The organism is uncultured Algibacter sp., assembly GCF_963976535.1.
Taxonomy (GTDB): Bacteria; Bacteroidota; Bacteroidia; order Flavobacteriales; family Flavobacteriaceae; genus Algibacter_B.
This window is the reverse complement of the sequence record NZ_CAXBLF010000076.1, coordinates 1-12868: the sequence shown is the minus strand read 5'-3', so window position 1 is coordinate 12868 and position 12868 is coordinate 1. Positions and strand designations below refer to the sequence as shown.

At 35.6% G+C, this 12868-nt stretch carries 12 protein-coding genes; all 12 read right to left on the bottom strand.

Annotation, left to right across the window (positions count from 1 at the left end; all coding sequences use genetic code 11):
• On the bottom strand, positions 1-2336 hold a 2336-nt coding region (locus AAC024_RS14510), incomplete at its 3' end, for a glycosyltransferase (protein WP_339896217.1).
• A 53-nt stretch (positions 2337-2389) separates the two neighbouring features.
• Complete coding sequence (locus AAC024_RS14505) at positions 2390-3448, bottom strand: pesticidal protein Cry7Aa (RefSeq protein ID WP_339896216.1); 1059 nt, start codon at positions 3446-3448, stop codon at positions 2390-2392.
• 122 nt (positions 3449-3570) lie between these two features.
• Positions 3571-3912 (bottom strand): phosphomannose isomerase type II C-terminal cupin domain, encoded by a 342-nt coding sequence (locus tag AAC024_RS14500; protein WP_339896218.1) that lies wholly within the window; start codon positions 3910-3912, stop codon positions 3571-3573.
• Positions 3913-3924: 12 nt separating this feature from the next.
• A complete protein-coding gene (locus tag AAC024_RS14495) occupies positions 3925-4899 on the bottom strand; it encodes an ATP-dependent 6-phosphofructokinase (protein ID WP_339896215.1) in 975 nt (324 codons plus the stop codon).
• Positions 4896-5807 carry an alpha/beta hydrolase gene (locus tag AAC024_RS14490; RefSeq protein ID WP_339896214.1) on the bottom strand — a complete coding sequence of 304 codons (912 nt, stop codon included), beginning with the start codon at positions 5805-5807 and terminating at the stop codon, positions 4896-4898. Before AAC024_RS14490 ends, AAC024_RS14495 begins: the two co-directional genes overlap by 4 nt.
• Positions 5808-5886: 79 nt before the next feature.
• A complete protein-coding gene (locus tag AAC024_RS14485) occupies positions 5887-6948 on the bottom strand; it encodes a class I fructose-bisphosphate aldolase (protein WP_339896213.1) in 1062 nt (353 codons plus the stop codon).
• Between the two features lie 29 nt (positions 6949-6977).
• Complete coding sequence (locus AAC024_RS14480; protein WP_339896212.1) at positions 6978-7589, bottom strand: class I SAM-dependent methyltransferase; 612 nt, start codon at positions 7587-7589, stop codon at positions 6978-6980.
• Positions 7590-7601: 12 nt separating this feature from the next.
• Positions 7602-8615: a type II glyceraldehyde-3-phosphate dehydrogenase gene (locus AAC024_RS14475; protein ID WP_339896211.1), complete on the bottom strand. Its 1014-nt coding sequence runs from the start codon at positions 8613-8615 to the stop codon at positions 7602-7604.
• A gap of 114 nt (positions 8616-8729) precedes the next feature.
• On the bottom strand, positions 8730-9764 hold the full coding sequence (locus tag AAC024_RS14470; RefSeq protein ID WP_339896210.1) for an NAD(P)/FAD-dependent oxidoreductase: 1035 nt from the start codon (positions 9762-9764) through the stop codon (positions 8730-8732).
• 42 nt (positions 9765-9806) lie between these two features.
• The gene (locus AAC024_RS14465) at positions 9807-10061 is read right to left on the bottom strand and encodes a heavy metal-associated domain-containing protein (RefSeq protein WP_339896209.1); all 255 of its coding nucleotides are present in this window, start codon (positions 10059-10061) and stop codon (positions 9807-9809) included.
• A gap of 107 nt (positions 10062-10168) precedes the next feature.
• Positions 10169-11377: a cyclopropane-fatty-acyl-phospholipid synthase family protein gene (locus AAC024_RS14460; protein WP_339896208.1), complete on the bottom strand. Its 1209-nt coding sequence runs from the start codon at positions 11375-11377 to the stop codon at positions 10169-10171.
• Positions 11378-11394: 17 nt separating this feature from the next.
• The gene (locus AAC024_RS14455) at positions 11395-12729 is read right to left on the bottom strand and encodes an APC family permease (protein WP_339896207.1); all 1335 of its coding nucleotides are present in this window, start codon (positions 12727-12729) and stop codon (positions 11395-11397) included.
• Between the last annotated feature and the right edge of the window lie 139 nt (positions 12730-12868).

The following is a 12868-nucleotide window of genomic DNA, read 5'->3' as shown; positions in this document are numbered from 1 at the left end:
TTACTTATAAAATTGTCACTGGATTTTTCCCTAAATTTAAATTGGTGGCTACATTGTTCACTATTGCAATCGCAGATAAAAAGTTTGCTTGCCTTTAGTTGGTAAGGTGTAGTACTTTTGGTAATACAATTATCCATTGCCATAAGTGCCATAACGTAACATATAGAGGACTCTGCGCCTTGATTAATATTAATATTGTATTCTTCTAAACCATCGTAACAAGCACCATTAGCTGGATTATACATAATTTGATTAAGGTGGTTGTTACCAAGAAACCAGCTAAAGGCAATTTCGAGCTGATCTTTATATTTACTTTTTTTTGTGACTTCGTAAAATAGTTCTAAAGTAAAAATGGTGTAAGCAATTTCAATAGGTTGTTCCCCAAAAAAAGTTCGTTTATTACGTTTGTTAAACCATCCTTTATTTGAAATTACTTGTATTTTTCCTTTCATAAAATATTGAGATAATAGAAAGTCAAAGGTCACTTCGGCAATTTCTTTATAGGTGTCATTTTTAGTTATTAAAAAGGCATACATCATTGCTTCAGGAAGGATGCTATTGGCATAAGTTAAATAGTCTTCATACCAATTCCAATCAGGTTTCGCTGTGAGTTGGTAATATTCCATGAGCTTACCTATTAACTGATTTGTTAATTCAAGAACAGATTCTTGCGCACAAGGATTATAATAATACAACCCTTTTAATGCAAAACCAATAGCTCTTGGCGATGCAAAGTCGCCTAAATTTGACAAGACCTTTTCAAAACATTTTTGAGCTTTGATTGCGATACTTTTGGGAAACAAATTTTTCTGTGCTAGTAAGAATCCCAAAGCCCAAACAGCTCTACCATTTGAGTCTTCAAGATTTACTTCCTTGTTTTGTAAAGTAAATTCTTTCTCTAGGTTTATATAATTTTTAAAACTCCCGTTTTCTTGTTGCGCAAATTCTATAAAGTTCAAATAAAGGGTTACTAATTTTAGGATATCTTCATCTTTATAATTCTTATAATACATGGTCATCGCAATTAATGCTCTGGCATTATCATCTAATGTATATCCCGAATTTGGGTCTGGTATTCCAAAATTTGAGAACTGTAAGACCCCAAAATCGGTAGTCATTTCTTTTAAATGATCTATTTTTATTTGAGGAATTTGAAGACTTAAATCTTCGGATTTATTGGTGATTTCCCCAAATATTTTACCGTATGCAATAGCAGCATTTTGCCAACTTGTTGCCCGCATTTTTGAAAATGCATTTTTACCTAGCTCTACGCGCTTATTTTTATTTTCTATGAGTTCTAAAATGGCTTTTTGAAATGGATATGGGTCGTGAAACGTATTTAGCAATATTCCGTTAGAGTCATCAATTAATTCTTTGGCATGAGGTATGGGTGTAGAAATTACAGGACATCCAGCACTCATAGCATATACAAATGTTCCGCTTACCGCTTGAAAAGGGTCTTTAGAAGAGAACAAATAAATATCTGAAAGATTGAGATACTCTAAAAGTTCTTCTAGAGCTAAATATTTATTAATAAATTTTACGTTATTTTGAAGGTTTAATTTATCTATGATTGCTACTAATTGCTCTCTATATTTTTCACCCTCATTTTTAATAACCTCTGGATGTGTTTTACCTAGAATTAAAAAAAGGACATTGGGATGTTTTTTAACAACCTCAGGTAATGCGTATAGCACGGTTTGAACATTTTTATTTTCGCTTAAAAGGCCAAACGTAGAAAGAATGATTTTGTCCTTAAAGGAATACTTTTCCTTCAGTGTTGCTTTGTTTTTCCATAAAACAATATGAGTACCATGCGGTATTATCTCCAAATTTTCAGCGCTAATATTATAATCTTCCATTAATATTGTGTGGGAGTTTTTAGTCTGAACAATTATTTTTTCCGAAAGATTATTGATTGCTTGAACAATACTTTTTCTTTTAGTGTCAGGATTAGGTAGTACAGTATGAAAAACGGTAATAACAGGCTTGTTTACGGCAAGCATAAAAGATAAGATATGACTGCCATATTCGCCACCATAAAGTCCAAATTCATGCTGAATGCAAATTAACCCTACATCGTTGCGCTCATTTATAGCATCGGCTACTTTTCTATATTGATTAATATTAAACGTGTGTAAAACATCGGTAACATCTTTTATATAATTAAAATTACTTGGTTTATTTTCTAAAGCATAAATTTCAATAGGTAGTGTGCAACCGTAAATATTATTCAAAGTATTTGCAAGATCTTGTGTAAAAGTAGCGATACCACATTCTCTAGGAGGAAACGATGAAATGAAAATTAATTTTAAATTTTTATCTAGTGGTTTCATAAGTTTTTTAATTTAATGATTTATTGATCTCTCTACTTTAATCTATATTGTTTTTATGAATAGTTTTTAAGTTCATTTAATAGTTCTTGTAGACTCACTTTAGCTACCGCGGTATGTAAATCTGCGGCGCCATAATAGATATGGAGGTCATCATCAAACAAAGCAGTTCCTGTAGGGAATACCACGTGGTTTACCACGCCTTTCAGTTCCCATTCCTCTGATGGGGAGAATAAGGGGTAGGGCAACCTCCCAATTACTTTTGTTGGATCTTCAATATCTAGGAGTGCTGCGGCCGCATGGTATGTTTTTCCGATATTGGTTTCACAAACGCCGTGATAGATCATTAGCCAACCTTCTTCTGTTTCTATGGGTGGGCATCCTGCTCCCAGGTAATTCACTTCGAAATCGTAGAGCGGATCCATAAGGATATGATCGGTAAGATTCTTCATGTAATTCTCCCAAAATTCTTTGGTAAGATCTTCCCACTTTTCAAACTGGACTATTTGTATCCCAGGCCATATACGGTGTAGCATTACAAACTTATTGTTTATCTTTCTGGGAAAGAGTACAATGTCCTTGTCCTTCAATAGCCTATGTTTTTCTTCTACAATTCCCAATTCGGCAAAAAGGTTGTAGTAATGGAAATATTTTGGATTGAGTTTATCCTGATTACAGTGTTCTAAATGAAATTTATACTCCTTGTAATTCATTGGTGGGGTAATGATTCCTTTTTTCTCAAAACGTTTCATGTCCTTGGAGATTGCCAAAGCACCCATGGCATTAACCCCATCATAGGCTGTATATGTTAAATAAAAGGTGTCTTCAATTTTAACTATACGTGCATCTTCCACACCGTGTTGTTCATAGTCAAATTCACTTGCTATCAATGGGCTCGTTTTCCTTTCTATAAGATTCAAATGCGCATTGGTTTTGGCATATCCAATGGTGGAAAAGTTACCTTCTTTCACAGCACGATAAAAGATATGTACCTCTTCGCCCTCTTGAAATATTCCTGGATTGAGCACGCCGTTGCTTTCAAAAGGGTTTTTTGTTGGGCTTAAGATTATTCCCTTTTTTTCTATCGATTTTATATTGCTTTTTTTATGTTTCATGTGTTTATATTTATCGTTTTTTTAATTGTCACTCCGAAATTGTCGGAGCAGGCTATGTAGCATCCATTTAATCATTCCTTTGGGTATCAAGATTTAGTTATGGATGTTTCATGTTACTGTATTTATTTGAGGTTTTCCCGGTTGTATTTGTCTTTTAGTCTGACAATATCATTTTCATCAAAATTGCCATAAGCTATTTCAAGGCTGCTTAATGAAGCATCGGCTGTTTTTATTTGATGCACGGTTTCCTTTGGGATAAAAAATTCGTCCCCTTTTTGGCCAACGTTTGTTTTGTCGCCAATTACGAAACTTCCTGTTCCTTCCAATACCCTCCAGAATTCTTCCCTGTTATAGTGAAACTGAAGGCTTAGTTCTTCGTATGGGTTTACCTTGAGTATCTTTACGGTGCTTATCTCATAATGTGTAAAGCGTTCAAAATTTCCCCAGAGGTGTTTCTTAACTATATTTTTTTATTTTTACTTGCCAAATAATTCTAATAGTTGGTGTAGTTCTTTATTTACCTGATGTTCTTTAACCACCTCTTCAAAAGGGGTAAAATGTAATTGATTGTTCAATACACCAGCCATTATGTTCTTTCTTCCTTGCAATAATGCATCAACAGCTGCCACTCCTAGCCTAATGCCCAACATTCTATCTAGAGCTGAAGGATTACCTCCACGTTGCACGTGACCAAGCCTTGTAATACGTAAATCGACATTGGCATTGACTTCCTTAATTTTTGATGAAACCAGTTCGGCTCCTATTTCATCGCCTTCAGAAACCACGACAAGAAAGGCATCTTCGCTATCGTAATTTTTAATCTTATCTAATAAGTAAATAAAGTCTTTGCCGCTTTCGGGAATAAGGATGGCGTCCGCACCTACCATCAGTCCTGAATGAATAGCGATGTAACCTGAATCCCTTCCCATTACTTCCACAATAAATACACGGTTATGGGATTCGGCAGTATCTCGTATTTTATCAATATTTTCAATGGCTGTGTTTACTGCGGAATCAAAACCTAGGGTGTAATCTGTTCCTGAAATATCGTTGTCAATGGTTCCGGGAATCCCTATGAATGGGATGTCACATATTTCTGAAAAAGCTAGTAGTCCTTTAAACGTCCCATCGCCACCAATGGCAATCAAAGCATCGATGTTGTTTGTTTTTAGGGTTTGTAATGCTTTTTTACGACCTTCCAATTCCATAAAGCGTTTACTTCGAGCCGTTTTTAGGATAGTGCCCCCTTTTTGAGTGACATTTTTGAGTTCGTTAGAATTTAATGATACTAAATCACCATCAATCACCCCTTCATATCCTTTGCGGATTCCACTTAATTTTATACCATTTGCTTCCGAAGCTTTTGCAATCGCATACAACGTGGCATTCATTCCAGGGCTATCACCTCCAGATGTAAATACGGCTATGTGTTTAATTGAATTAGTTTTCATCTCATATTATTTGTTTGTGATTTTTTTTCAGACTGGTGATAATTTAGAATGGTTTGCCATACTGCGTTTGGATCTTTTAAAAATAATTGATGATCGCCACCTGTGACGGTTATAAATTTAGCATTAGAAAATGTTTCAGCATATTTTTTGGCACCTTCATACGGCGCTGAAGAATCCTCAGTACCATGAATAAACACAATCTTCTTGTCCTTAATTGCTTTTGAAAATGTTTCTAAATTGGGTTTAATCACGATTTCATTTAAGGAGTTGGCATAACTTTGCCATGTATGTTTTTTTGCATCTTCATACACCTCGTCTGTTAAATTATCAGGCTTAAAAAAATTAGTCATAAAAATAGGATGCAGCATACAAATAAGTGTCCCGTATTTTCCCGATGCCAATCGGTCAAAAACGGCATGACCAGACATGATTTCCCTAAACTCGTTTTTGTCTTTATAAACAGGAAGTCCTGTAATAACAGCACCTTCGAACCAATTGTTATGTTTTGCAAGTAGTGCCAGTGAGATAATGGCTCCCATGGAGTGCCCTACGATAACCGCATTGCCATCATTAAAATTTTCTTTGGTAATTATCTTTTCCAAGGCATTTAGTTGGATATTGAGACTATATTCGCTATTAGGTTTTGGAGAATCACCAAATCCCAGTAAATCCACTAATAACAGCTGATGCGTTTTACTAACCGTTTCCAACTCGCTTTTCCAATAATTTTTAGACCCTGTTAAACCATGTATAAACACCAATTTTTTATTGCCAGAACCTACAATTTCGTAATTTAATGGCATGGTTTCTGGATTGTATTTTGGCGCATTAATAACTTTAAAATACTCATAGCCACCAATAATACCAATTGGAATAAAAAGTAATAAGAAAATAATTAATAAGGTCATTTTGCCAATTTTTAGGATTCTATTTTTTTTTTGTTTTATGCGCTGCATTTAGTCAAGGACTTTTTTAATCTATTATAAGCTATGCAATTGTTATCTTATCATCCAGATATACACTTTGTACCGTATGCAACAACTCCACACCATCTTTAAAAGGACGTTGAAAGGCTTTTCTGCCCAAAATTAGCCCAGATCCACCTGCACGTTTATTAACTACTGCTGTTGTTATGGCTTCAACCAAATCAGACTCGCCTTTAGAGCCTCCACCTGAATTAATCAATCCTATTTTACCCATATAGCAGTTGGCTACTTGTAACCTACAAAGGTCAATAGGATGGTCTGTTGTCAATGTTTCATACATGTCATCATCATATTTTCCAAAACCAATATTTTTAAAACCGAAATTGTTTGTGGGTAGTTTCTGCTTAATAATATCTGCCTGAATAGTTACACCCAAATGGTTTGCTTGCCCTGTAATATCTGCAGCCGCGTGATAATCTTCTTTTTTCGTTTTAAAAGCTTCGTTACGTGTATAGCACCATAAAATGGTAGCCATTCCTAAATTGTGAGCTTCTTCAAAAGCTTCGGCTATTTCTTTTAACTGTCTGTTACTTTCTTCGGAACCAAAATAGATGGTAGCACCTACCGCAACTGCTCCCATATTCCAAGCATCTTTTACTTTTCCAAAAAGCGTTTGGTCGTATTTAGTGGGATAAGTAAGAAGCTCATTATGATTGAGCTTCACAATAAACGGAATTTTATGAGCATATTTACGAGCGTTTAGACCCAATACTCCAAAAGTGGAGGCCACACCATTGCAGCCAGCTTCAATAGCCAGTTTTATTATATTCTCTGGATCAAAATAGTCCGGGTTTTTGTAGAATGAAAAGGCTGCCGTATGTTCTATGCCTTGGTCCACAGGAAGGATACTTAAATAGCCTGTGCCTCCCAAATTTCCGTGGTTATATAATTGGGCAAGGCTACGCAATACCTGTGGATTTCTATTGCTATTGGCAAATACTTTGTCAATATTATTAGCCTGAGGTATCTTTAATTCGTCTTTTGTAATCTTTTCACAAACGTGTTTCAGATAAAAGGAAGCTCTATCTCCTAGGTGTTCTATTATATTATCAGATGTGTTCATAGTTTATTAGTTTTATAGTTTCACAGAAATTAATTTTTCACATGGAAGAATTTTACGATATCCATCCAAAGATTTGTTTCTTTTGTATTAGTAAACCCTGCTTTTTTTAGGTTTTCAGCTGTTCTACGATTAATATTATTACCTACTATATTTAATGGTATAAAATTGAATAGATCCATAAAAAGACCCAAAACTCTGTTGCTGCTTCTTACGTGTTCCAGCATAATAAACTGACCTCCCGGTTTCATTACCCTTTTAATTTCTTGTAAGCCTTTTACTGGATCTGGAACTGAACAGAATACACAACTGGTTACTACCGTATCAAAGGAATTGTCATCGAAATCCATATTTTGGACATCCATTTCCAAAAAATTCAATTTTAGCAAGTCATCATTGTATTTAGCTCTTGCTTTATCGAGCATGTTTTTACTAAAATCAATAGCAGTTAGGTCAACGTCTTTCGCATAATACTGAAGATTCTTACCTGTACCAACGCCAACCTCCAGTGTTTTGCCAGTTGCTTGTTGCACAAGTTCTTTTCGCCATTGGTCAAATCCACTTGTCCCCATTGGCTTTTCCATGGAGTCAAAATATTTGGCTATGCGATTGTATCGTTTTATTGATTTCTCAGTACTGCTCATCAGCGTTTCTCTTTATATAATGGACAAGCTTTGATTTGTTTTTAATATAGACTTTGCGCCATCCGTTTCAATTCCAGTAAGTGCTCGTATGGCATCGATAGTTTCAGGTATTACGATAGCTTGGTTATCCACAACATAGGCATAGAACAATTCATCGCCTACCACTTTCAACATATCTTCCCACAGCGCTACTTCATACATATCGCCCCATGGTCTTCCCATATCCATAAACATTTCTTTAATGGTATTGTTTGAAACCAAACCTTGGTCGTAGCGAATTAGTTTAATTCGGCTAGACGTTTTAAAGGCTTTGAGTACATCTTCTTTTGTGGTGTGTTTTTTTAATTTTACGTTCCAATAGTGCATGTGGCTTAAAGTTTCAGGTACTTTTACTGCGGAAGTGATAACATCCAAATCGGGATCAACGCTTTTAGCATCAGGCCCTTGATGGCTTGGGATGTCTTTTTCAGGCACCATGGTGTTCATAATACCTCCTAAATGACTTTCCCACGGATCGGTAGCTCGTCTTAACAATGTTCCCCGAGCATAATCCAATAAATCCGCTCTTTTCAATGCTCCAAGAGTTCTTAATATGGAAGTTGTATTGCAAGAAACTACTCTTGTTTGATTTAAGCCAATTGCAGTTTCGTAATTGCTTTCAGCACTAAAGGAATGGCCTGTCGTTTCGTGTTTTTCACCACCCTGAACTATAAACTTTATACCTTGATTCTTATAAATTTCTACATTTTTTGCCGCTATATTTTTTGGAGTACAATCGACCACGAGATCCACTTTATCCAATAGATCCTGCAAATTGCCTTTTACTGAAATGCCAGAAGCTTTCATTTGTTTTTCGGCTTCGGTGGTTGCCGCATAGATATTATACTCTTTTCTTACGGCGTTTTGTATGCGCCAATCGCTGATGACATCGCAAACTCCAACAAAGTTCATGTCATCTTGTGCGTTAATGGCATCGGCCACTCTTTTTCCAATAACTCCATATCCTACTAATCCTACATTTTTCATTTTTTTTATTTTTTATTAATTAATAATTTCACTTTTTTGTTTTGGTAAGGGTTTAAATCCGCTACACCTAAAGATACCCATTTCCCTTCATTTTCGTGTTAAAGGTTTGTTATATCAGGCTATTGTTTTTATCACTTTTTTTCTAAAAAATTTAAACTTCACTAAATATTTACTTACATCTATCAGTAATGGTCTCAATTTCCCAGCTTTAACTAGTCTATCTAAAATTTTATGATGTTTTCTTTGCAAGTTTATTAAGTCATCTAGTTTAAGGCTGTGATAATTTTTATTTAGTATTATTTTGCCTATTTCCTCTCCGCTAATAAGTGCTTGATAGATGCCTTCACCTGTTAATACTGAGGCAAATCCGCCAGAATCTCCTGCCAAATAAATATTTCCATTAAATTGATATTCCTTATAATCTCCATTTATTGGAAATGCTTCATATTTTCCTTGACTTACATCAATATTGTGTTTTTCAAGCCAAGTGGAAAAGTTTTTTTTTAACTGTTTTGATGAAATTGTTTTTGGGTCGCCTCCACAGCCAATAGATACATAATTTTTATGTGGAAAAATCCAGGCATACCAAGCAGAAAACAAATTGGAATCAAAGTATATTTCAAAGTCTTTATATTTAGTAGTAGGAATAATATACTGAATTGCAACACCTATCTTCTCAGTAGTTAATTTTAAATACCTTCGTACCAAAGAGCTTGATCCATCTGCTCCAACTAAATGTTTATAGCCTATTTTTTCACCGTTAATAACTATATATTCTTTTGTTATTTCTGATACTCTATAATCTGTTTTTACTTCAATATTTGAAAATTCATCTAGCTGTTTTAACTGCCACTGTCCTAATACTTTACGGTCAATGGTATAAGCGAAATTTGAATCGTCCTCTATATAAAACGAATTATTTTTATTAAATAAATGAATTTTGTTATATGTAAATTCGATTAATTCATCTGGGAGATTTAAAGTTTTTATACTTTTACCTGTTAAACCTCCAGCGCAAACTTTAGGACCTATTACACTATTTTTTTCGGCAAGTAACACCTTCAAATTGCTATTCCCTAATTGTTTTGCGCAACTGAGACCCGCAGGCCCTGCTCCAATGATGATAACATCATATTTTTCCATATCCATATTCACTTTATTTACTTATCTGAAATCCATATTGGATTTTGATTAGCCACAACAGGAACCACCTGATTTTTTTGATTCGTTATCTGTGACGTTTCCGGCCACTCTATAATTTCCCACTTTTGCCAAAGCGGACTGCAATTGTGCATTGCTGATAACATGATCCGTTTGTATAACGGCCTGTGGTGGAGCTAGGCTTACTGTTACCATTTTCACCCCTTCAATTTGCTTCAGTGCTTTTTCAACAGTTTGGGTGCACCCTCCACAGCTCATTCCCTTAATTGCTACTTGTTGTTTCATGATCTTTGTTTTTAAATTGTTATAATTCATTTTCTTTTTTCAATTTATTATTCTTTATGGTTTGGATGTAAGGTCCAAATAAAATCCGCTATTGATCTGCAAATCTGTTACCGGGCATCTATCTCATAGATATACTGCCGTGTTAAGGGCAATTGATTGTTGGCCCCTTTTGATATTAGTATTTGATGTACATCTACCTTGGCATAATGAAATGCTGCGGCACAAGCGTTTAGGTAGAGTCGCCACATTCTTATAAACTCGCTATCGAACATGGTCTTGATTTTATCCATACTGCCCTCAAAGCGTTCTGCCCAATGCATCAGGGTTTTCATATAGTGCAGCCTTAAACTTTCTATATCCATGGTATGGAACCCCAAATCTGCGGCGATATACAGCTCTTCCCTTAACGACGGTATGTACCCACCTGGAAAGATGTACTTTGAAATAAACCCGTCAACTTCCGTTTCCAACATATTGGTAATATTGTGCAATAAAAACAGGCCGGTTTCTTGCAATACCGCGTTTACGTTTTTAAAATAGAGGGACAAATTGGCTTTCCCTACATGTTCTGCCATACCCACACTTACTACACGGTCGAACTTTAGACCAGACTTTTCCAAGTCCCTATAGTCCATTAATTTTAAGGTCACCAGATCCTGCAGGCCTTCGTCCTTGATTCGTTCTTCTCCTTTTTTTAGCTGCTCCTTACTTAATGTAATGCCCAATACCTTTACTTTGTATTTCTTTGCGGCTTCAATAGCTAAGTATCCCCAGCCACAGCCAATGTCCAATAAGGTTTGACCTCCCTTTAGGTTGAGCTTTTTAAGTATATGGTGTATCTTGTTCATTTGAGCTTCGTGCAAACTGTCAGACTCCGTTTTAAAATAGGCACAGGAATAGCTCATGGTCGAATCCAGCCATAGTGCATAAAAATCGTTGCCTATATCGTAATGATGGGCAATGTTGCGTTCCGATTTCCTTTTTCCAACAGATTTGTATTTTCCTAACATCGTCAACAATTTGCTTTCGTTCATGAAGCTATTTTTATTGCGAATTATACTTTCCATAATTTCCTGTAGGTTGCCCACTAACTCTATATCACCAACCATATAAGCTTCGGCTAATGCGGTACTGGGGTCGGCAAGCAATGCTTTCTTCTTAGGAAAGTTATGGATGATAATCTCGAATTTGGATTCCCCTTCCCCAATTTTATAGGTTTCCTTATCCCAAAACACAAGCGTGAATGTTTGATCGCTTAAGTTTTTTAAAAAAGTTTTTATAAGTACTTTATCTATTGTTTTTGCTATGGTTGTCATCTTTATTTTTAAAGTTTTTATTTGGTTTCCATACCCATTTCCATATTACCTTCATTATTTGTATGCGACTTCATAAAAAACCGTTCCGCAACAAGTATTAAAATAATGCCAATGGCCGCAACGATGAGTACTAATGGGTCGTTCAGATATTTTAAATAAAGAAAGGCAACGAGTACAGCAATATCCATTACAATGGCTATTAATGGAATAATAGGTTGGAATTTTACGTCCTTTTTTAGGTGACGGAAAAGCCCCCAATGAATAGCAATATCCATAATGAGGTAAAAAATTGCTCCTATGGAAGCAATCCTTGTTAAATCGAACAGAACAGTCAGTAAAATGGCAAGAGAAGCTGTAAATATGAGTGCAGGATTTTTAAAGTTTCCTAATTTTTTTAAGGATGGTACTTGTTTCATATTACTTAACATCCCCAATAAGCGCGATGCCGAAAACATACTAGCTAGCACGCCTGAAAAGGTCGCTACAATTGCTATGGCTATAGTAATCCATAAACCCCATTCTCCAAAAACGGGTTCTGCTGCCGCTGCCAAGGCATAATCTTTTGCCTTGATTATTTCAGGGATGCTTAAACCTCCTGCAACAGAAAGTGCCAATGCTACATATATGACCGTGCAAATAAGAATTGAATACACAATAGATCTACCAAGGTTTTTATGAGGGTTTTTAATATCTCCACCTTGATTTGTAATTGTTGTAAAGCCTTTATAGGCAAGAATCGCTAGCGCAAGTGCTGCTACAAAGGCAAGTCCTTGTGGCATAGCTTCGGAATTATTAGGAATATAATTCCCAGTAATATCTGCAATCCCAGAAATTATTAGACCAGCAATGGCTAGCAATGCAATACCTGCAACCTTAATAATTGCTGTAAAGGTAGCAGTTGCTCCAATAACTTTATTGCCTAAAATATTTAATATATAGGCAGTTACCAAAAGCAGTATCCCAAGAATGGATGCGTAACCAGCATAACTATCTGGGAACAATCGAAGCGTGTAAGCCCCAAAAGTACCCGCCACTAAACTTTCTGAAACCACCATTGACACATACATTAACAAAGAAAAGACCCCCGTTGTAGTTCCTGGCCCATAGGCTCTATTAAAGAATTTAACAACACCTCCAGAAGATGGAAAGGCATTTGAGAACTTTACATAAGAATATGAACTGAAACCTACCACAATGGCACCTGCTATAAAGGCGATAGGGAATAAATCTCCCACTAATTCTGCTATCTGCCCCATTAAAACAAATATCCCGGCACCAATCATTACGCCTGTACCAAGAGATATGGAACCTATTAAGGATAGCTTATTATTTTCTTTTGTGGTGTTTTTCATGTTTAAATTATTTTTTCGTGTTATTGGCTGTTGATTTTGGTTTAAAATTCCTGATAATCACGCGGTTGCTCTTTTCATAGGTAAAATAGCTTACCGCCCAATTAAAACCAACCATCAATCTATTTCTAAATCCGCTTAT